Annotated in this window: 15 protein-coding genes and 1 pseudogene; 7 read left to right on the top strand and 9 right to left on the bottom strand. The window is 65.1% G+C overall.

Annotated features, from left to right (window positions below):
- The first annotated feature begins 306 nt into the window (after positions 1-306).
- From BoBH3_RS07815 to BoBH3_RS24520, 4 genes and pseudogenes are all read left to right on the top strand, one after another.
- Positions 307-1878, top strand: a complete 1572-nt coding sequence (locus BoBH3_RS07815) for an ABC transporter substrate-binding protein (protein WP_262330198.1) — start codon at positions 307-309, stop codon at positions 1876-1878.
- A 26-nt stretch (positions 1879-1904) separates the two neighbouring features.
- A complete protein-coding gene (locus BoBH3_RS07810; RefSeq protein WP_262330197.1) occupies positions 1905-2858 on the top strand; it encodes an ABC transporter permease in 954 nt (317 codons plus the stop codon).
- Positions 2855-3673: pseudogene (locus BoBH3_RS24525) on the top strand (ABC transporter permease); the annotation flags it as partial. The gene BoBH3_RS07810 and the pseudogene BoBH3_RS24525, both read left to right, overlap by 4 nt.
- 144 nt (positions 3674-3817) lie before the next feature.
- Complete coding sequence (locus tag BoBH3_RS24520) at positions 3818-5599, top strand: ABC transporter ATP-binding protein (RefSeq protein ID WP_410050574.1); 1782 nt, start codon at positions 3818-3820, stop codon at positions 5597-5599.
- 290 nt (positions 5600-5889) lie between these two features.
- Here BoBH3_RS24520 and BoBH3_RS07800 read toward each other — a convergent pair whose 3' ends face one another.
- Together BoBH3_RS07800 and BoBH3_RS07795 are read right to left on the bottom strand one after the other, a co-directional pair.
- Positions 5890-7692: a sensor domain-containing diguanylate cyclase gene (locus tag BoBH3_RS07800; RefSeq protein ID WP_262330195.1), complete on the bottom strand. Its 1803-nt coding sequence runs from the start codon at positions 7690-7692 to the stop codon at positions 5890-5892.
- A gap of 197 nt (positions 7693-7889) precedes the next feature.
- Positions 7890-8807: an alpha/beta fold hydrolase gene (locus BoBH3_RS07795; protein ID WP_262330194.1), complete on the bottom strand. Its 918-nt coding sequence runs from the start codon at positions 8805-8807 to the stop codon at positions 7890-7892.
- 138 nt (positions 8808-8945) lie between these two features.
- Here BoBH3_RS07795 and BoBH3_RS07790 point away from each other — a divergent pair, with 138 nt between their 5' ends.
- Positions 8946-9869, top strand: coding sequence for a LysR family transcriptional regulator (locus BoBH3_RS07790; protein WP_262330193.1), 924 nt, complete (start codon positions 8946-8948; stop codon positions 9867-9869).
- A 278-nt stretch (positions 9870-10147) separates the two neighbouring features.
- On the opposite strand, the gene BoBH3_RS07785 is transcribed toward BoBH3_RS07790, so the two are convergent.
- Complete coding sequence (locus tag BoBH3_RS07785) at positions 10148-11488, bottom strand: LLM class flavin-dependent oxidoreductase (protein WP_262330192.1); 1341 nt, start codon at positions 11486-11488, stop codon at positions 10148-10150.
- Between the two features lie 199 nt (positions 11489-11687).
- Here BoBH3_RS07785 and BoBH3_RS07780 point away from each other — a divergent pair, with 199 nt between their 5' ends.
- The gene (locus BoBH3_RS07780; RefSeq protein WP_262330191.1) at positions 11688-12215 is read left to right on the top strand and encodes a flavin reductase family protein; all 528 of its coding nucleotides are present in this window, start codon (positions 11688-11690) and stop codon (positions 12213-12215) included.
- Complete coding sequence (locus BoBH3_RS07775) at positions 12215-13120, top strand: arginase family protein (RefSeq protein WP_262330190.1); 906 nt, start codon at positions 12215-12217, stop codon at positions 13118-13120. The genes BoBH3_RS07780 and BoBH3_RS07775 overlap by 1 nt, the downstream gene beginning before the upstream one ends.
- Positions 13121-13189: 69 nt before the next feature.
- Here the strand turns inward: BoBH3_RS07775 and BoBH3_RS07770 are convergent, their stop codons facing one another.
- The 6 genes from BoBH3_RS07770 to BoBH3_RS07745 form a co-directional block, all read right to left on the bottom strand.
- On the bottom strand, positions 13190-14029 hold the full coding sequence (locus tag BoBH3_RS07770; protein WP_262330189.1) for a creatininase family protein: 840 nt from the start codon (positions 14027-14029) through the stop codon (positions 13190-13192).
- Positions 14030-14082: 53 nt separating this feature from the next.
- Positions 14083-14931, bottom strand: coding sequence for a polysaccharide deacetylase family protein (locus tag BoBH3_RS07765; protein WP_262330188.1), 849 nt, complete (start codon positions 14929-14931; stop codon positions 14083-14085).
- A 62-nt stretch (positions 14932-14993) separates the two neighbouring features.
- Positions 14994-16109 (bottom strand): ABC transporter substrate-binding protein, encoded by a 1116-nt coding sequence (locus BoBH3_RS07760; protein WP_262330187.1) that lies wholly within the window; start codon positions 16107-16109, stop codon positions 14994-14996.
- 36 nt (positions 16110-16145) lie between these two features.
- On the bottom strand, positions 16146-16961 hold the full coding sequence (locus BoBH3_RS07755; protein ID WP_262330186.1) for an ABC transporter permease: 816 nt from the start codon (positions 16959-16961) through the stop codon (positions 16146-16148).
- Positions 16961-17809 (bottom strand): ABC transporter permease, encoded by an 849-nt coding sequence (locus BoBH3_RS07750; protein ID WP_262330185.1) that lies wholly within the window; start codon positions 17807-17809, stop codon positions 16961-16963. Before BoBH3_RS07750 ends, BoBH3_RS07755 begins: the two co-directional genes overlap by 1 nt.
- Positions 17799-18887, bottom strand: a complete 1089-nt coding sequence (locus BoBH3_RS07745) for an ABC transporter ATP-binding protein (protein WP_262330184.1) — start codon at positions 18885-18887, stop codon at positions 17799-17801. The genes BoBH3_RS07750 and BoBH3_RS07745 overlap by 11 nt, the downstream gene beginning before the upstream one ends.
- Positions 18888-18942: the final 55 nt, after the last annotated feature.

Below are 18942 nucleotides of genomic sequence, written 5' to 3'. Positions count from 1 at the left end.
AGGCTTGAGCGCTCTGGCGCTCACAGTCGGCGGGCTCCGCTGCCTCGTAAAATCCATAACTTGAGGAATACGAGCTAAGAAATTTCGACTTGGACTTATGGATTGGGATCGGGAGTCTAGATCGAGGCTGCCGGGCCGTTCGGCAAAACGCTTGAGGGCGGCACGGCAGCCGAGCCTCGCGAAGGTGAGCCTCGCACAAGAGCGCCGCCGATATCGGCCGGAGCCGAAGACGGCTCATCTGCAAGGGAATGACGGCCTCTGAAGCTCAGCGGCTCCGCAATTCCAGAAAAATAAACGGAGAGGGATATGGCGAAGAATCGAAACATGTCGGGCGATCGGTCTTTCTCGCGGGACCGCCGTCAATTCCTGCAAGCAAGTGCCGCGATCGGCGCGGGCCTGCTCGTTCCCACGGTCTTGTCCAAATCCGCCAACGCGGCAGCCCCGGGCACGATCACCTATGCCCTGTCGGCCTATCCGCCTAACCTGCGGCCCTTCGACTGGTCGGGCCAGGCCGCGGTGACGGTCAAGGCCCTGATGTTCCGCGGCCTCCTCTGTTTCGACGAGAAGGGGGCTGTGCAGCCGGAACTGGCCGAATCCTGGGAACAGCTCGATCCCCGGACCTATCGGTTCAAGCTGCGCGCCAACGCCACGTTCCAGAACGGCGAGCCGGTGACCGCCGAGGACGTCAAGGCCTCGTTCGATGCAATCCGCGGCGAGAAGTCCACGGCCTATGTCCGGCAAGCCTTCCAGGCCGTCGAGACGATCGCGGTCGAGGACGCCAAGACCGTCCGCATCGTGCTCAAGCAGCCGACGCCGTCCTTCATCCTGGCGCTGGCGGGCCAGATGGCGCCGATCGTCTTCGCCAGGAAGATGGACAATCCCGATGCGATGATCGGCGCAGGCCCCTACAGGTTGGAGAGTTCCGAGAAAGGCGTCTCGCTCACCTTCAAGGCGCGGGCCGATTTCTACAGGCCCGGCCAGCCCGCAACGGAGACCGTCCGCTTCGTCGCCTATCCCGACGACAGCCTGCGGATCGCCGCCCTGACTGCCGGCGATGTCGACATCATCGAATACGTGCCGTGGCAGAGCATGAAGCGCGTGTCGCAAACGAAGGGCCTGACCCTCCAACATTCGCTCGGCTCCTTCATGTACGTGGTCTTCAACCTGAAGGAAGGCCCGTTCACCGATCCGAGGGTCCGGCGGGCCGTGGCTCATGCCGTCAAGCGCGAGGACATCATCAGCGCGGCCTTCTTCGGAGCGGGCAAGCTCCTCGACGGCGTGCCGCTACCGGCCGGCTCTCCCTATGCCGTCGCCGAGCTGGAGCATCTCTGGCCTTATGATCCCGGCCGCGCCAGGAGCTTGCTGAAGGAAGCGGGCGCCCAGAACGTGCAGGCGACGCTGCTGGCGACCAGCACCTACGGCTTCCACAAGGACATCGCCGAGATCATGCAGCAGCACCTGGCCGCCGTCGGCATGCAGGTGAAGCTCGCCTTGCCCGAGTGGGGCGTGCGCGTCAGCCAGGGCAATGAAGGGCGCTACCATTTCGCCATCAACGGCGGCGGGCCCGACCTCGGCGACCCCGACGATCTGACCGCCTTCTTCGGCTCCGGCTCCGATTCCTATCGCCGTTCCTTCGGCCTGTCGGATCCGAAGCTCGACGCGCTGCTGACCAAGGGGCGCCACGAAAGCGATACCGGCGCTCGTGTGAAGATCTATGCCGATCTGCAGCGAGCCGTCAGCGACAGCGTCCCCGTCACCTTCCTCAATTTCCGGGCGCAGGGCTGGGGCGTGAGCGACCGGGTCAAGGGCTTCAAGGTCCTCTCGGACCAGATGAACAACCAGGTCGGCATGGCCTTCGACACCGCCTCGATCGGCTGAGCGGGCGGGAGGCACAGAGCTACATCATGCTCGCTTACATAGTGAAAAGATGCGCGGTGGCCGCCGTGATGATCTTCCTGGTGGCCACCGCCGTGTTCATGATCCTGCATGTCGTGCCGGGCGATCCGGTTGAGGTCATGCTGGCGGCCGACGGCGGCAAGCCCGATCCCGCCGTCGCGGCCGAATTGCGCTCGCGCCTCGGCCTCGATCGTCCGCTGGCGGAGCAATATGCGAGCTATCTGTCGCGCCTGGCGCGCGGCGATCTCGGCAGGAGCTTCCTCGACAACGAGCCTGTCGTGAACAACATCGCGCAGCGCCTGCCGCGCACGCTCGAACTGATCGCGGCGGCGACGGCGCTCTCCCTGCTCGTGGGAATCCCCCTCGGCGTTCTCGCTGCGCGGAACCGGGGCAGCGGCATCGACCGGGTGCTCGGCACGGCAACGAGCCTTGCCCTGTCCGTGCCGACCTTCGTGCTCGGCACCTTGTTCATCCTGGTCTTCGCACTCCTGCTGCGCATCGCCCCGGCCGGCGGTTATGTGCCGTTCAGCCAGTCTCCGACGATGCATCTCACGCTGCTGCTGATGCCGGCGAGCGCCGTCGCCGTCGGCCTGTCCGCGATCATCATCCGCATGACCCGCTCGACCGTGCTCGACGTGCTCCAGCAGGATTGGGTGCGGACGGCGCGGGCGAAGGGACTGCGCGAGCCGCGCGTCCTGCGCCGGCATGTGGTGCGCAACGCGCTCGGGCCCGTCCTGACCGTCACCGGCCTGCAGATGGGCTCGATGCTCGGCGGGACCGTGCTCATCGAGTTCATCTTTAACTGGCCGGGCATGAGCGGCTTCCTCGTCAGAGCGGTTGAGCACCGCGACTATCCCGAGGTCCAGGGCGTGGTGCTCGTCACCGCGACGCTGTTCATCCTGCTCAACCTCGTCGTCGACCTTCTCTATTCCGCGCTCGATCCGCAGGTGCGCATGTCATGAGCAGCTTGCTCTCCCTGTGGCGGAACCCCAAGGCACGCCATCTCGCGCCGTCGCTGATCGCGCTCTCCGTCCTGATCGTGATCGCCATTCTGGCGCCGGTGATCGCTCCCCATGATCCCCTGGCACTGGATATCGGCGGGCGCCTCGCCCCGCCCTCCGCGGGGCATTGGCTTGGGCAGGACGAGTTCGGCCGCGACGTGCTGAGCCGGCTGCTCTATGGCGCGCAGGTATCGCTCAGCGTCGCGCTGGCGACCGGCGCTGTGGCGGCCCTGGTCGGCATCAGTGCCGGCATGGTCGGCGGCTATTTCGGCGGCATCGCCGAGGTGCTCACCGTCCGCACCGCTGAATTCATGCTGTCCTTCCCGCCGATCCTGCTCGCCCTGCTCGTCATCGCCCTGACTGGCCCCGGCACCGCGACGCTGATCGTCACGCTCGCCGTCTTCTATGCGCCGGAATTCGCCCGCATCGCTTATGGCGAGGTCCGCGCCGTCAAGCAGAAGGAATATGTCGAGGCGATGCGCGCCATCGGCGCGGGGCCGGCCCGCATCCTGCGGCGGACGATCCTGCCGAACATCGCCGCGCCGCTCTTTGTGCAGTTCTCGCTGGTGGTCGCCTCGGCGATCGTGGTCGAATCCGGCCTGAGCTTCCTGGGTCTCGGCATCGTGCCGCCGACGCCGTCCTGGGGCCTGATGATCCGCGGTGCGCGCGCCTATCTGGAGATCAATCCGCTCGGCCTCGTCTGGCCCTGCGCCGCGCTCGTGACCACGATCTTCATCGTCAATTCGCTCTGCGACGCCGTGCGCGACGTTTTCGATCCCCGCACCACCAAGCTCAAGGGCCTGCCTGAGGGCGACCGGCGGACAGGGGAGCCTCGGGATGGGAATGGCTCCGCGCTTCCGGAAGACATCCAGCTATCCGTGGCGGGGCTGCGGACCGAATTCGCCACCCCGAACGGCGCTATGGCCGCGGTCAAAGGCATCTCCTTCGATCTGAGGCGCGGCGAGACCTTGGCGGTGGTCGGCGAGTCCGGTTCCGGCAAATCGGTCACCAGCCTGTCGATCATGGGGCTCCTGCCGAAAGGCGTCGCAAAGGTCACCGGTGGACGGATCGCCTTCGCCGCAAAATCCGGCAAGACCCATGATCTGGCTGATATCTCGGACGAGACGGCCTGCTCGCTCCGGGGCAGCGATATCGCGATGATCTTCCAGGAGCCGATGACCAGCCTCAATCCAGTTTACCGGATCGGCGATCAGATCGCCGAAGCGATCCTGGCGCATCGGGATTGCTCGCGGGCGGAAGCACGGAAATTGGCCTTGGAGATGCTGCGCAAGGTCCGCATCTCCGATCCGGAGCGCCGTCTCGACCAATTCCCATTCGAATTATCGGGAGGCATGCGCCAGCGGGCAGTCATCGCGCTTGCGCTCGCCTGCAAGCCGAAGCTCTTGATCGCCGACGAGCCGACCACGGCCCTCGACGTCACGATCCAGGCGCAGATTCTCGAATTGATCAAGGATCTGCAGAAGGAGGAGGGCATGGCGATCCTCTTCGTCACCCATGACATGGGCGTGGTCGCCGAGATCGCCGACCGGACGGTGGTGATGTACAATGGCGAGGCGGTCGAAACCGGCACCACCGCCGAGATATTCCGGCAGCCGCAGCACCCCTACACCAAGGCGTTGCTTGCGGCAGTGCCGAGGCTCGGCGCCATGAATGGCCGCGAGCGGCCAATGCGCTTTCCGATCGTGGATCGCAGCACCGGCCTGTCGGATACGCCGATCGAGGTGCCGGACACCGTGCGGGATCGCGAGCGCCCTGTTCTCGAAGTCAACGGCCTGACGACGCGTTTCCCGATCCGTTCAGCTATTCGTGGCCGGATCACCGGTCGGGTCCATGCGGTCGAGAATGTCTGCTTCGACCTGCGTGCGGGGGAGACCCTGGCCCTGGTCGGCGAATCCGGCTGCGGCAAGTCGACCACCGGGCGCTCCCTCTTGCGACTCGTCGAGCCGGAGGCCGGCTCCGTTCGCCTGGACGGTGTGGACGTGCTGAAACTGGGCGCTGACGAACTGCGCGAGCAGCGCCGACGCATCCAGATGATCTTCCAGGATCCGTTCGGCAGCCTCAATCCGCGCGAGACGGTCGGCGCAGCGATCGCGGAACCTCTCCTCATCCATGGCCTCGCCACGCCGGTGGCAGCGCGCAACAAGGTCGCGGACCTGCTGGAACGGGTCGGGTTGCAGGCCGACATGGCCTTTCGTTATCCGCACGAGTTCTCGGGCGGCCAGCGCCAGCGGATCTGCATCGCCCGCGCGCTGGCGCTCGAACCGCGCGTGATCGTCGCCGATGAGTCCGTCTCGGCACTCGACGTGTCGGTGAAGGCCCAGGTCGTCAACCTGATGCTCGACCTGCAGGCCCATATGGGCCTGAGCTATGTGTTCATCTCGCACGACATGGCGGTGGTGGAACGCGTCAGCCATCGGGTTGCGGTGATGTATCTCGGCGAGATCGTCGAGATCGGGCCCCGTGCCGCGGTCTTCGGCAATCCGCAGCATCCCTATACGAAACGGCTGCTCGCCGCGGTGCCGATTGCGGATCCGGCCCGCCGTCATCAGCCGCGGCCCGTCTCGAACGCGGAGATCAGAAGCCCGATCAGGCCGGCCGATTTCGCGCCGCCCGTCCGCCAGTACCGAACGGCCTCGCCGGGGCATTCGGTCATGATCTGGGGCGATGAATGGGGCCGCTAGACATGAGAATTGTTCCGTAGTTCCGATATTTCAGCCGCTCGGCAGGCCCCCTTTCCCGCCGAGTGGCCGCGCGCAATGTACAGAGGCGCCTCGCGGTCACGACTGACCTTCGCGCAGCCTTGGACTACGGCAATCGGGCCAGATGAGGTTGCCCGGCGAGAACGCGCCATGTGCGGACATCAGATGCCTGCCAAAGAGCGGACATTCCCGCCTGCAGAGCGCCTTGTCGGTCGCGACGTCGTCGATGAACTGAACAGAGGGATCCAGGCTCTGCGGTTACACTCTTCTGCCTATGCAACCAGTGCGCATTCGTTCGGCAAGCCCCCCTGCGTCTCCATCGACCTGATGGCGCTCCGGGTTTGATTTCGTCCCGCGCTTTTGGCTTCGTAGAGCAGTTTGTCGGCCCTTTCATAGAGACTGGCAAAACTCTCATCGTCACGAAGCTCCGCGACACCCATGCTGGCGGTTACAGGTCGTTGGAGACCTGCGACTGCATTGGCCACAATTGCGGGAATCGCTTTTCGCCGCCGCTCGGCCTGGATGCCAGGGTCCTCGCCACGTAGCAGGAGCATGAATTCTTCGCCGCCGAAGCGGTATGCCAGAATGTTCAGGTCGGCCTGCAGGGCTTTGGCCACGGCCTTGAGCACCGCATCTCCGACCAAATGCCCGTTTGCGTCGTTGATGGCTTTGAAGTGATCGAGGTCAATCACGGCCAGCGTGGCGAAGCCTTCCGCCCGAAGCTGTTCAAACTGTCTCTCGATGGCTCGCCGGTTGAGCAAGCCCGTCAACGGGTCTGCTTCGGAAAGCCGTTCAAGCAAATCGGCTTCGGTGCGTGCGCGATCTCGCTCGCGCTTGATGGTCACGAAGCGGTCAGCCACGCCAAGCGTTGTGAAGAGTACTTCGCACAGACAGCCGATGTAAAACATAAGCATGGCATCGGCATTGTGGAGCCAAGGAATAACCCCACTCACCAGACGGGTCAGCCCAACCAGCACCAATGGCGAGTATCCAATAGCCTGAAACTTCGCGGCGCGGCTTCCGCGGCGTAATGCATCGACCATCGAGAACAAGAATACGGCGAGGATCGGCGCAAAAGCCGCCGTGTATGCGCTGGATTGTATGGGCCGGGCAACGAAAGGAAACGCCGCATGAAACGTGGCCAGGAATATTGCCCATGCCGCACAATAAGGCAGAAGCCGCCGAAGAACCGGATGCATCAGACCTGGTTCGATAAAGCTGTAGGTGAACATAGCTCCGGACGCGACGGTGATCCCGAAGATCAAGGTCGTCATCCAGCTCAGCGTCATCGCAGGCGGATCGAAAAATGCAACCGAGAGCCCCGATGAAACCAGGATGGTCATCAGGAGCGACAGCGTGAGGGCCGAGTGCCAGAGGACGAAAGGCTCACGCAGGATCCGATAGAATGCCGCATTGAAGAGCAAGGGCATGAGGAGCATCCCTGCAAGCCCCGCTACAATCAGCAGGAGACGCAAGTCCTCCATGTCGCTGCCGGCATCGATCGACGTCAAATGTGCCCTCTCCAGGGTCATTCGGTGGCTAGGCAGATCAATTGCGACGACGATCTGCCGTGTCGCGTGTGTCACTTCCGGCAGGGAAGCCTTGAAGTACCCGCCAACCATTGAACTGGCCAAGGCAGCCGCGGCGACGAAGGTTTGCCGAACTGCGCCGTCCTGGTCGATCGCAAGCAGGTGCACCCCCTTGAGTGCGCTCCGCCTTGAGAGAAAATATCGGGGAGGGCTATCGTCGGCGCCCAGTTCGAAACGAAGCAGGACCCGCTCCGCAGCAATGGAAAACGTTTGATCCGCACAGTGCCATCGCTCGGCTGACCGAGCTATGGTGACCACCTCTTCCGAGATGCTGCCAGACGCCCAGCAGGAGCTGCGAATGTCGGTGTAGTCAGCCGCGCTAGCCGATTCCGGACCAAGATGCGCAAGCCCCGCTAGAAGCAGCAAGGCCGCTAGAATACTATCGCGAAAGCCACCCCAAGACATGACGCCCAGATAAGACGAGAAGCTTTCGATGCCGTTAAGTGCAGAACGAAGGCGCCGTGCGCGATGGGCCAAATCCGACACGCACTGACTTCACTCTTCATGCTGAATTTTTTCGACATAGGGTGATGGTCTGAGGACTCTTCTTGGGAGGTCCACCTAAATGAGTCAGCCGCGCCCAGCTCATCAACACGACAGACGCTCCTCGTGAGCAGGTGTCCCGCAATCGGCTCCCGCACATCCCGGGGCGGTTCCGATCGAACCGCCCCGGAGTGGCGCGACTATCGTCCCTTATCGAGAAAGGCCCGTACCATGACGACGGTAGCCGTGGGGTTCTCTTCCATGATCCAGTGCCCGGAGTCGGGGATGACGCCCTCGGTCACGTCGGTCGCGGCAGCCCGCATCACGGCCGCCATCGCGGTGCCGAACGACTTCTCACCGCCGATCGCAAACACCGGCATGTCAAGCTTGCCGCCGGCCGCCAGATAGGCGCGGTTGTCGATTGCGTCCTGGTCGAAGGCGGCGAACTGGGCGAAGCCGGAATGCATCGCGCCTGGCAGCGCGTAGAGCTTGGCATAGTGCTCGCGCGAGGCTTCACTGAAGCGAGCCGGCGTCGCCGAGAACTCGTTCCAGAAGCGGTCGAGGTAGATGCGCTCGCGCCCCGCGACCAGCCGCTCCATATCCGGCCCGCCAAAGCGGAAATGCCAGAGCAGCGGGTTTTTCAGGATTTCCTCCCAGGGACCGACACCGGGGACCGGGGCGTCGATCAGAGCGAAGCGGCCGACCCGACGGGGATGCTGCGCGGCAAAGGCGAAGCCGACCATGTTGCCGATATCATGCGTCACCAGGTCGGCCCGCTCGATCTTGAGGGCATCGAGCACGCCTGCGACATCCCCGGCCTGCGTCTTCTTGTCGAAGCCGGAGGCTGGCTTGGACGAGAGGCCGAGTCCGCGCAGGTCCGGCACCACCACGGTGTAATCTCGAGCCAGGTCGGCCGCCATCGGCGCCCACATGTCGCCGGTCTCGCCATAGCCGTGCAGCAGCACCACCGCCGGCCCCTGGCCGCCGACGCGGACATGGATCGTCGCGCCGTTGGTGGTGATCTCCTGCGTCTTGAATGAGGGCGGGAAGTCCGGCACCTGCGCGGCCGCTGGTGCTGCGAAGGCGAGCGCTCCAATCGCCAAGGCGATTTTCAACATGGTCTATCTCCTGCCGGTCGGGAGGGCGGTCGTCAATGACCGTCGCTGTCAGCCCCGTTGGCATGACGCTACGTAGCATTGCGCTTGCGTTCGGATTAGCGTCGCATCGGCGGAACTCAGCTCCGGAAAAACCGAACGATGTTGAAGCTCGACGGCATCGCCACCTTCGTCGCGATCGCGGAAGCCGGCTCGCTGAGCGAGGCCGCCCGCCGATTGCGCCTGTCGAAATCCGTGGTCAGCGATCGACTGATCGAATTGGAGCGCAGCCTCGGTGCAACGCTCGTGCACCGCAGCGCCCGCCGGCTGACATTGACCGAGGACGGCATGGCTTTTCTCGAACGTGCCACACGCATCACCCGAGAGGTCACGGAAGCCGCAGCCGACATGGCCGAGCGGCGCGGCGCGCTGGCCGGGCCGCTGGTGATCTCGGCGCCCGTCACTTTCGGGCGGATGCATCTTGGCCCCGCAATCTATCCGTTCCTCGCGCGGCATCCCGAGATCGCGCTGACGCTCGACCTCGACGACCGCCGGGTCGAGGCCGGCGCCGACAGCTATGACGCTGTGCTGCGTCACGGGCCGATCGCGGATTCACGCCTCGTCGCCTGGACTCTGGCCCCGAGCCGCAGGGTGCTCGTCGCATCGCCAGATTATCTGGAGCGGCACGGCAGCCCGGACTCGCTTAGCGCACTCGATGGCCATAGCGGCATCTTTTACACCAACCGGGGCAGCGGCGACTGGCGCTTTCATGGTTCGGAAGGCATGGTCAGCGTCCGCGGGCGTCCCAGCCTGCGCGTCAACAACGGCGACATGATGCGGGATGCGGCTCTGGCCGGGCTCGGCATCGCCCTGCTGCCGCTGTTCATCGCCGGAGCCGACATCGGCAGCGGCCGGCTCCGTATCGTCGACATCGGCGTCCAGCCGGAGCCGGAGTTCATCTATCTCGCGCATCCCGAAGGCCGCCGCCCGTCGGCCAAGCTGCGCGCCTTCGCCGACTGCCTTCGTCAAGCTTTTGGCCAACCACCCCATTGGGAGCGTTTCGACGAAGGTTTGGCTGAGCGCTAACACTTGCCTGCGAATGAGACTTTAAAGGTGCCGGAACGTCTCGGACGCATTCCGATGCCGCATCCACCGCGCTGCGCCGCCAGCATGGCCTCTAGCGGGCGGCTGCAGGCCAGCGCCGAACTCGCGCGCTGGAGTGGCCTCGCGTTATCCAGGCTGGCGGCGCGCAGCGTTCCGCCCGGGCTCATGGCGCCGTCCGCGCATTTTGAGATCACTCGGGAAAGTCAAAGAAAAAATCCTGCTTCCTTTCGACCGGCAACGTCTTCTCAGGAAGTCCCGGATCAGCCGCGGCGCGTCTGCGGGCGCGCAAGCCCGAGATGCTCGCGCAGCGTCGTGCCCGCATAGTCCTTGCGGAACAGGCCGCGCCGCTGCAACTCGGGCACCACCAAGGAGACGAACTTCTCCATCCCGTCGGGCAGATGCGAGATCCGCACCATGAAGCCGTCGGTGGCGCCGTCGCAGAACCATTCCTCCATGCGATCGGCGATCGTCTTGGGCGAACCGACCACCGCGTTCATGCCGCCCCGTGACGCAGCGACAGCTTCGTAGAGCTGGCGGACGGTCAGCGTCTTCTCGCCCATCGCCTGCCGCATCATGTCGAAATAGGATGTGGTGGCGTTTGCCTTGGCCGGAAGCATTCCCTCTGGGATCGGTTCATCGACGGGCAGCCCGCGCAGATCGACCTCGAGATCGACAGACAGGATCGCGCGTCCGACGTCGGGGTGGATTCTGCCCTGGAGCTCGGCGAAGGCCTCCTGCGCCTGTTCGTCGGTCTCGCCGACGAAAGGGTTCAGCGCGGTCATCACCGCCAGCTCATGCGGAGCCCGGCCGTGCTTCGCCATGCGGCCCTTGAGATCCTTGTAATAGGCGCGCGCGCTGGGGAGATCGCGGTCGACGCTGAAGACCACCTCAGAGGTGCGGGCCGCGAGTTCCTTGCCGGGTTCCGAACCACCTGCGCTGATCGCCACGGGGCGGCCTTGCGGCGGCCTCGGGACGTTGAGCGGGCCCTTGACGCTGTAGAACTCGCCCTTGTGCTCAAGCGGATGCCGCTTCGCCGGATCGAAATGGATGCCGCTCGCACGGTCGCGGACGAAGGCGTCGTCGTCCCAGCTGTCCCAGAGCCCGTTCATGACGTCGACGAACTCGTTGGCCCGGCGATAGCGGAGCGCGTGATCGTCTTGCATGTCCCGGCCGAAATTCGCGGCTGCGGGCGCATAGGCTGTCGTCACGACGTTCCAGCCGGCCCGGCCGCCGCTGATGTGATCGAGCGAAGCGAACATCCGCGCTGCGTTGTAGGGCTCGGAATAGGTCGAGGAGATCGTTGCTGCGAGGCCGATATGCTGCGTCGCGGCGGCTAGCGCCGCCATCAGCGTCAAGGGCTCGAAATGCCCGGTATAGGCGCATTGCCGCGTGACGCCGGCCATGTCGCCGGCCCGCGATGCCAGCGTGTCGGCGACGAAGAAGAAATCGAGCTTGCCGGCTTCGGCGAGCCTCGCGAGCTTCAGATAGAACGGGAAGCTTATCTCGCCGCCGAGCGGGCTGTTCGGGTCCAGCCAGGCCGCAGGGTGAACGCCGACATCGCTGATCAGCACGCCGAGCTTCATCATTCTGCTGTCGTTCATCGACCGGCTCGCCTCACGGGACAAATCTCATGCTGTGGGGCGCACTATACTGACGATGCGTGGCCAGTGGTTGCCGAATGCCGAAACCTCGGTTGATCGAATGCCGAAGCTCGGCAGCGTAGCCAGCTGCTAGATTGCGTGGCCGGGACGCTGCAATGGGAACAGGCAGCCGGACGCGCATGGGGACTAAAGAGGGAGCATGAGCGTGGTGCGAGCATCGGCCATCGATGCCAATCAATTCCGGGACAGGCTGGGGCACTATGCCTCCGGCATCACGGTCATCGGCGGACTCGCCGGTGACGAGCCCGCCGGCTTCACCTGCCAGTCCTTCTCCAGCGTCTCGTTGGCTCCGCCGCTTGTCTCCTTCTGCGCCATGCGCTCATCCACATCCTGGCCGCGCATCCGGCCGGGCGGGCGATTTTCAGTCAACGTGCTGGCGGAGGGCCAGCAGCATGTCTCCCAAGGCTTTGCGCGGTCGGGAGGACCCAAATGGGCGAGCGTGGACTGGCGCCTGTCGCCGGGCGGCAATCCGCTGATCGAGCGGTCGCTGATGTGGCTGGATTGCGAGGTCTTCGCCGAGCACGAGGCCGGAGACCATCACATCGTCATCGGCGAAGTGAAACACATGAGCGCCGCGGACTGGCATGAGGGCGGCGCGCCGCTGCTCTATTTCCGCGGCGTCTATCACCATTTGCGCCAGCGCATGACAGAAGAGGCAGCCCGCTGATGACGACCGCATTCGTACCCCCGCAGACCTGGCTCGGCGCGCCGTTCGGCGCGCCAGGGCGGACCTGCAAGGCTGCCATCGTCGGCATTCCCTTTGACTGCGGCACCCACCCCGACCGTATCGGTTCGCGGATGGGGCCGGCCTCGATCCGGACGATGTCGACACATCTGCGCCGCTACGATCCGCGCAACAATATCGATGTCCTCGATCGGCTCGGGCTGGTCGATTGCGGCGACGTGCCGGTGACACCAAGCCTGATCGAGGAGTCCTATGCGGCGATCGAGAGCGCGATGTCCCAGATCCTCGGCGAGAACATCGTCGCGGTGACGATGGGCGGCGATGGCGCGGTGACGCTCCCGCAGGTCCGGGCCATGGCGAAGCACTATCCCGGACTCTGCATCGTCCACATCGACGCTCATACCGACGCTTATCCGATCCAGGGGTACAACGTCGCCACCTCGTTCCGGCATATGGCGCAGGAAGGGTTGATCGACGCCGGCCGATCCTTCCAGATCGGCATCCGCGGGCCCACCATGGTGCCGGGCATCTACGAGTTCTGCCGCGAGCTCGGCTACAACCTGATCACGATGCGTGAACTGCGCGAGGTCGGCTATCAGGCTGTCGCGAAGCGGGTGCTTGAGACGATCGGCCACCGGCCGGTCTATCTTTGCTACGACATGGACTTCTTCGACCCCTCGGTCGCGCCGGGAGTCTGCACCCCGACCTGGGGCGGCTGCCAGGCCCATGAGGGCCTGTCCTTCCTTGAGATGCTGGCGCCGCTCGACAGCCGCGTGCTCGACGTCAATACGGTCAGCCCGCCGCATGATCCCGGCGGCATGACGGCCTTCCTCGCCGGCACCGTGATGTGGAACTTCCTGGCCGGCCTCGCCGCGAAGATCGACTGAGCGCCGAGATCCGCAGAGACAGAGGAGGCGCCGGGCGCGAGCCCGGCGCCTTTCATTTTATGGACCCGCTCAGGGCCGCAGGTCGAAGCGTACGACGGAGGCGATCCATTCGGCGATCAGCGCATAGCTCTTCTCGCCGGTCTCTGCCGTGGCGAGTTGCGGGTCTCCGGTGATGCCGTCTGAAATGCCGTCGAACATGCCGCGGAATTCGTCGCGGTCGAAGCGGTAGCGGCCGATCGCGCCGCCGAGATAAGGCAGGAAGTCGCCATAGACCTCGGGCTCGAGCGGCAGGTTCGGATGATACGGACGCGCCTCCTCCATGCGGACGAGATGCGGCGCGGTGGCGAGCATGCGCGCCGTCTCGCCCTCGCCGCCATGGCCCTGCGGCTTGTCCGAGACCAGCATGCCCTTGTATTTCGGGCGGATGCCGATCAGCCAGTTGAGCACGACGATATTGGCGTCGGTCGTTTCGGTCAGCTCCTTGGCGACGATGTGCATCGCGAACTCGCTCTCGACATTCGCCAAGAGCAGGTAGATCCGCCGGAAGCCGTGCCTGATCAAGGACTTGCAGACGTCCTGGAGCAGCGCGCGCAACGTATCGTTCGAGACTGTGATCGTTCCCGGCATCGGCCGCGGCGTCTCGCTGAGGAACGGCGGCGGGCCGAACGGAATGGCGGGCCCCACGATCAGCGGAATGCCTTCCTTCGCCAGCAGTGCCGAGGCCCGACGGCCCATGTCGAGGCCCTGATAGGTGTCGGTCGAAAGCGGCAGATGACCGCCATGGTGCTCCGTGGCGCCCAGCGCCACGATGACGGGCGCGTTCGCTGCGGCGGCCTCGGCGACGTCGGGCGAGGTCATCTCGTCGTAGATGAGGACTTTGCGATGGTCGGTTTCGAGGCGCACGGCCATGGTCGGTCTCCGGTATTCTCTGGGTACGTGCTGAAAATCAGCGTTGTTCGTGGTCAGGGCCGTTCCTGGGCGGCGAAGGCTTCCGCGATCTCGCGACCGGTCGCGTACCAGACGTCGTCGAACTGTCGGGTGAAGGCGATGAACCGGCGCAGGATTTCCATGCGCATCGGGCGCCCGGTCACCTGCGGGTGCATGACCAGCACATAGACGCCCCCCCATTCGCGGATCACCCGGAACTCGTCCTGCCAGATCCCCAGCACATGGTCGGTGCCGAACATCGGACGGGGAAAGCGCAGATGGCTGGTGCCGTAGCTCCAATCGTCCATGGACGGGTGCTCGGGCAGTTCGATCAGGCCGGGCGAGCCATCACGCAGGACGTGGCGATAGGGGTGGATGTCATCCTTGAAGCAGCTGTTGTAGAGGAAGCCGCGCTGCGTCAGCAGCTCCAGCAGGTAATGCGTCGACTCGCTGCCGGGCGGGCGATATCCGACCGGCCTGACACCGAAGCGGCGCTGCATCGCTTCCAGGCCGCGATCGACCTCTTCCAGAACCTGTGCCTCGTTGGCCGGGTCGGGCCAGTAATGGACATAGCCGTGATGGCCGAGCTCATGGCCGTCCTGCAGGATGGCCTCGACCTTTCCTGGATGGTTGTCGACGGTCCAGCCCGGCGTGAAGAAGGTGCCCTTCAGGCCTTCCTCGCGCAGCAGCTCCAGGATTTTCGGCACGCCGACCTTGGCGCCATAGCGCCCCTGGCTCAGCGTCGCGAGCTTGCCGGCATTCTCCGGTTCACGCGCGAGCCAGAGCGATTCCGCATCGAAGTCGAAAGTCAGGCAAACGGCACAGCGCTTTCCGCCCGGCCAGGTCATCGGCCGACTGTCGGAGCCACTCGTCTGGATAGCCATTGTTTTTCCCCCTTTAGCCAGAGTGGCGGAGGCCGCTGCGGTACGGCGGCCTCCGCATGCGATCAGGAAATCGCTTCGAGATACTGGTTGAGGACGGTCGCGCTATTGGCGGCGTACCATTCCGGGTCGGCCGGGATCTGCAGAGCGTAGTTCTCCGGGCTGCCCGGATCGAGCGGACGCAGATCGGCCGGCACCATCGCGGCCGCGGCCGGATTGACCGGCCCGTTGCCCATCACCTTGAACAGTTCGACCTGCCCGGCGGGGTCCTGCGCCGAGGCCATGAACTTGAAGACCTCCTTGCCGGCGGGGTTGCCCTTCGGCACCAGCCATGCGCCCACCCAGGCGCTGGCCTGGTTGTAGTGGAAGTCGACCGCGCCCTTGGATTCGCGCTTGGCGACGATGGCGCGGGTGTTGAACACGCTGCCCATCGTGACTTCCTTGTCGCGGAAGACCTGCTGGCTCTCGGCGCCGGTGGCCCAGAAGATCACGTCCTTCTTGATCGACTTGATCTTGTCGAGGGCGCGCTTGACGTCGAGCGGGTAGAGCTTGTCCGGCGCCACGCCGTCGGCGAGCAGTGCGGTCTCGAGCTGGCCGTCGATGTGCTTGCGCATGGTGCGCTTGCCCGGGAAATCCTTCAGATTGTAGAAATCGGCCCAGGTCTTCGGCGTGCGGCCGCCGAATGCGCCCTTCTCGTAGGCAAGCACGTTCGAGTAGATGTAGGAGCCGAGGCCCCATTCGCCGGCATGCTCGGGCCGTACCTTGCTCTTGTCGACGATGCTGTAGTCGATCTTCTCGATCAGGTTCTGCCGACCGAGTTCCAGCGCCGCGATCAGGTTGCGGTCGACCGCGTCCCAGGTGACCTTGCCGCTCTCGACCATGGCCTTGATCTTGGCCGAGCTCGGGCCGCCGCCGTCGATCAAGGCCTTGACCGCCGAGCCCTTGTTGAACGGCTCGGCCCAGGCCGCGTTCATCGCCGTCACAGCGTCGCCGCCCCAGTTGACGATGACCAGCTCCTTGGCCTGGGCATGCGCCGGCGTGAAGCGGAACAGGGCCGGCGAGACGCCGAGGACCGCGAGCGTCGAGAGGAAGGCGCGCCGGTTCACGGTGCGTCCCTCGGTCTGCTGGCGCAGGATGTCCAGGCAATCCTCCTGGAAGGTCTGTGTCACGTTATCTGCCATCTTTCGTTCCCCTGTTTTGATGGACGTTGCGGAAATTCACGGCTCAGTCGGGACCGCGGCGAGGCGCGCCTGCCGGCGTGCGAGCAGGATGCGTACGACCATGGCGATGACGGTCAGCACGATCATGAGCGAGGCGACGGCGGCGATCGCCGGATTGATGTTGTCCTGGATGCCGTCCCAGATCTTGCGCGGCAGCGTGTAGACCCCGCGGCTGCTCAGGAAGAGCGTCACGACCAACTCGTCCCAGGAGAGGGCGAAGGCGAACACCGATCCCGCCGCCATGCCTGGCTTGGCCGCGGGAATGATGACCTTCCACAGAGCCTGCAGGGCCGTCGCGCCGAGATTGCGCGCGGCCTGCTCCAGCCGCAGATCGACATTGGCCAGCGCCGCCGAGACGCTGATCACCACATAGGGCGTGCCCTTCATCGCATGGGCGAGGATCAGGCCGAGATAGGTGTCGAGCAGGCCGAGCTGGGCCCAGATCTGGTAGAAGCCGAGCGCATGGACGATCGAGGGCACGATCATCGGTGCCAGCATCGCCATCCGAACCAGCTCCGAGGCCCGGCTGGAAATGCGCCAGCAGGCGAGTGCGGTCATGGTGCCGAGCACGATCGCGACGAGCGTCGAGCCAGTCGCAACGATGAGGCTGTCGCGGATGCTGAGAATCCAGCTCGGGTCCTGCAGCAGCGTCTGATAGTGGCGCAGCGAGAGCTCGCCATCGGGCAGCGACAGATAGCGCTGCGGCGTCAGCGAGACTGGAAACACCACCGCGAACGGCAGCGTGAGGAACAGGATGGCGAGCCAGGCGCCGAAGACTGTGATGCGGAAGGGCTTGGACGGGGCGAGATCCATCACTTCACCCCGAAGACTTTGCGCAGGTCGACGAAGAAGCTCAGCACCGCCAGCAGCGCAAAGATCGCGAGCAGCAGTGACGTCGCCAGCATCGAGCCGAGGCCCCAGTTGAGCGTCTCGTTGATCTGCACGGCGATGTACTCGGAGATCATGATCGTCTTGCCGCCGCCGAGCAGCGCCGGCGTGACATAGAAACCGAGCGAGAAGATGAAGGTCAGGATGCCGGCGCTGATCAGGCCGGGCAGGCTCATCGGGAGGTAGACCTTGAGGAAGGCCTGCACAGGGCTGGCGCCGAGCCCACGCGCTGCCGGAACCAGACGCGTGTCGATGCCCTTCATATTGGCGTAGAGCGGCAGCGCGGCATAAGGGATCATGTAGTGGACCATGCCGAGCACCACGCCGAACTCGTTGCGGATCAGCGTCAACGGCGCGTCGATGATCCCGACGTTCATCAGCCAGGTGTTGATCAGGCCGCGGCTCTGGAGCAGCGTCAGCCAGGCGAAGGCGCGGATCAGCACCGAGAGCCAGAACGAGAGCAGCACGAAGAACAGCAGGAGCTCGCCGCGCCAGCCGCGCAGGTGCAGCGCGGCATAGGCGACGGCGTAGCCGATCAGCAGCGCGAGCGCCGTGGTGAAAACGCATATCCTGAGCGTGGTCCAGATCACGTTCTGGATCCCGCTGCTGGTGAACAGCCGCTCGAAGTTTCCGAAGCCCGGCGTCGGCACGGTGACAGAAAGCCAGAGCACCCGCGAAAGCGGGTAGAGGTAGAGGAACGCCAGAAGGAACAGCGGCGCCAGCAGCAGCACGAGATAGACGCGCCGCGTCCGTGCATCCATGTCAGCGGTCATCGCGAAGCACCACCGCTGCGTCCTGATCCCAGGACAGCCAGACCTTGTCTCCACGAGCGGGGCTGGCGCCCCCACCGGTGGACGCGACGACCGCCTGCATCGAGCCGAGCGGCGTCGTGGCGCGAATGTGGTAGTCCGCCCCTTCATAGGTCACGAGCGTGATCTCGGCCGGGACTGCGTTCGCTGTCCCACCGGGGGCCTCGCTCGCTAGCCGCAGCTTTTCGGGGCGCAGGCCAAGCAGGATCGGCTGGTGCGGCTGCGGGGCTGCGCCATCCACCGGGAGGGCGTGGCGAAGCGAGAGCCCGCCGGCGCCGTAGGAAATCTCGCGGCCCGACAGGGACGAGACGGCGCCTTCGATGAAGTTGGCGCGGCCGAGGAAATCCGCGACGAAGCGCGTGTCGGGCTTGTCGTAGAGCGCCTTCGGAGCGCCCCTCTGGACGATGCGGCCCCGATTGACGATGACGATCTCGTCCGACATCGAGAGCGCCTCTTCCTGGTCGTGCGTTACGAACACGAAGGTCGTCCCGAGCCGGGCGTGGAGATCGCGCAGCTCCTCCTGGAGCCCGGCGCGCAGCTTCTTGTCGAGCGCGCTCAAAGACTCATCGAGCAGCAGCACCTTGGGGTTGAAGATCAGCGCGCGGGCCAGCGCGACGCGCTGCTGCTGCCCGCCAGAGAGCTCGCGCGGGTAGCGCCCGCCGAGCCCCGGCAGGTGCACGACGTCGAGCATCCGCCGGACCTCCTTCTCGACGGCGTCGCGCGCGACGCCCCTCAGCTTCAGCGGAAAGGCCAGGTTCTCGGCCACCGTCATGTTGGGGAACAGCGCATAGCCCTGGAAGACCATGCCGAACTCGCGGCGCTCCGGCGGCTCGTTCGTGATGTCGCGCCCGCCGGCAAGGATGCGTCCCTTGGTCGGGCGCACGAAGCCCGCGATCATCATCAACAGCGTCGTCTTGCCGGAGCCTGAAGGTCCCAGCAGCGTCACGAACCGTCCGGCGCCGATTTCGAGCGAAACGTCGTCGGAAGCCAGGTGGCTGCCATAGGCCTTCGTGACGTTCTCGAGCGTGATGGATGCGGACATGCTGCTGGACTACCCAAAGGAAGAATGGCTGGTGCGCGGAAGATGGCGCAGGGAT

The sequence above is a fragment of the Allobosea sp. BH3 genome (assembly GCF_025499465.1).
Taxonomy (GTDB): Bacteria; Pseudomonadota; Alphaproteobacteria; order Rhizobiales; family Beijerinckiaceae; genus Allobosea.
Note: the sequence above shows the minus strand (reverse complement) of the source record. Positions and strands in the feature narration are given on the sequence as shown.

Bases quoted from the DNA above. Each gene is read 5' to 3' on its own strand.
- BoBH3_RS07750 (WP_262330185.1), bottom strand. From the start codon at position 17,809: ATGACCGCTGACATGGATGCACGGACGCGGCGCGTCTATCTCGTGCTG.
- BoBH3_RS07760 (WP_262330187.1), bottom strand. From the start codon at position 16,109: ATGGCAGATAACGTGACACAGACCTTCCAGGAGGATTGCCTGGACATC.
- BoBH3_RS07775 (WP_262330190.1), top strand. From the start codon at position 12,215: ATGACGACCGCATTCGTACCCCCGCAGACCTGGCTCGGCGCGCCGTTC.
- BoBH3_RS07790 (WP_262330193.1), top strand. From the start codon at position 8,946: ATGTTGAAGCTCGACGGCATCGCCACCTTCGTCGCGATCGCGGAAGCC.
- BoBH3_RS07785 (WP_262330192.1), bottom strand. From the start codon at position 11,488: ATGAACGACAGCAGAATGATGAAGCTCGGCGTGCTGATCAGCGATGTC.
- BoBH3_RS07745 (WP_262330184.1), bottom strand. From the start codon at position 18,887: ATGTCCGCATCCATCACGCTCGAGAACGTCACGAAGGCCTATGGCAGC.
- BoBH3_RS07815 (WP_262330198.1), top strand. From the start codon at position 307: ATGGCGAAGAATCGAAACATGTCGGGCGATCGGTCTTTCTCGCGGGAC.
- BoBH3_RS07795 (WP_262330194.1), bottom strand. From the start codon at position 8,807: ATGTTGAAAATCGCCTTGGCGATTGGAGCGCTCGCCTTCGCAGCACCA.
- BoBH3_RS24520 (WP_410050574.1), top strand. From the start codon at position 3,818: ATGGCCGCGGTCAAAGGCATCTCCTTCGATCTGAGGCGCGGCGAGACC.
- BoBH3_RS07810 (WP_262330197.1), top strand. From the start codon at position 1,905: ATGCTCGCTTACATAGTGAAAAGATGCGCGGTGGCCGCCGTGATGATC.
- BoBH3_RS07780 (WP_262330191.1), top strand. From the start codon at position 11,688: ATGAGCGTGGTGCGAGCATCGGCCATCGATGCCAATCAATTCCGGGAC.
- BoBH3_RS07770 (WP_262330189.1), bottom strand. From the start codon at position 14,029: ATGGCCGTGCGCCTCGAAACCGACCATCGCAAAGTCCTCATCTACGAC.
- BoBH3_RS07755 (WP_262330186.1), bottom strand. From the start codon at position 16,961: ATGGATCTCGCCCCGTCCAAGCCCTTCCGCATCACAGTCTTCGGCGCC.
- BoBH3_RS07765 (WP_262330188.1), bottom strand. From the start codon at position 14,931: ATGGCTATCCAGACGAGTGGCTCCGACAGTCGGCCGATGACCTGGCCG.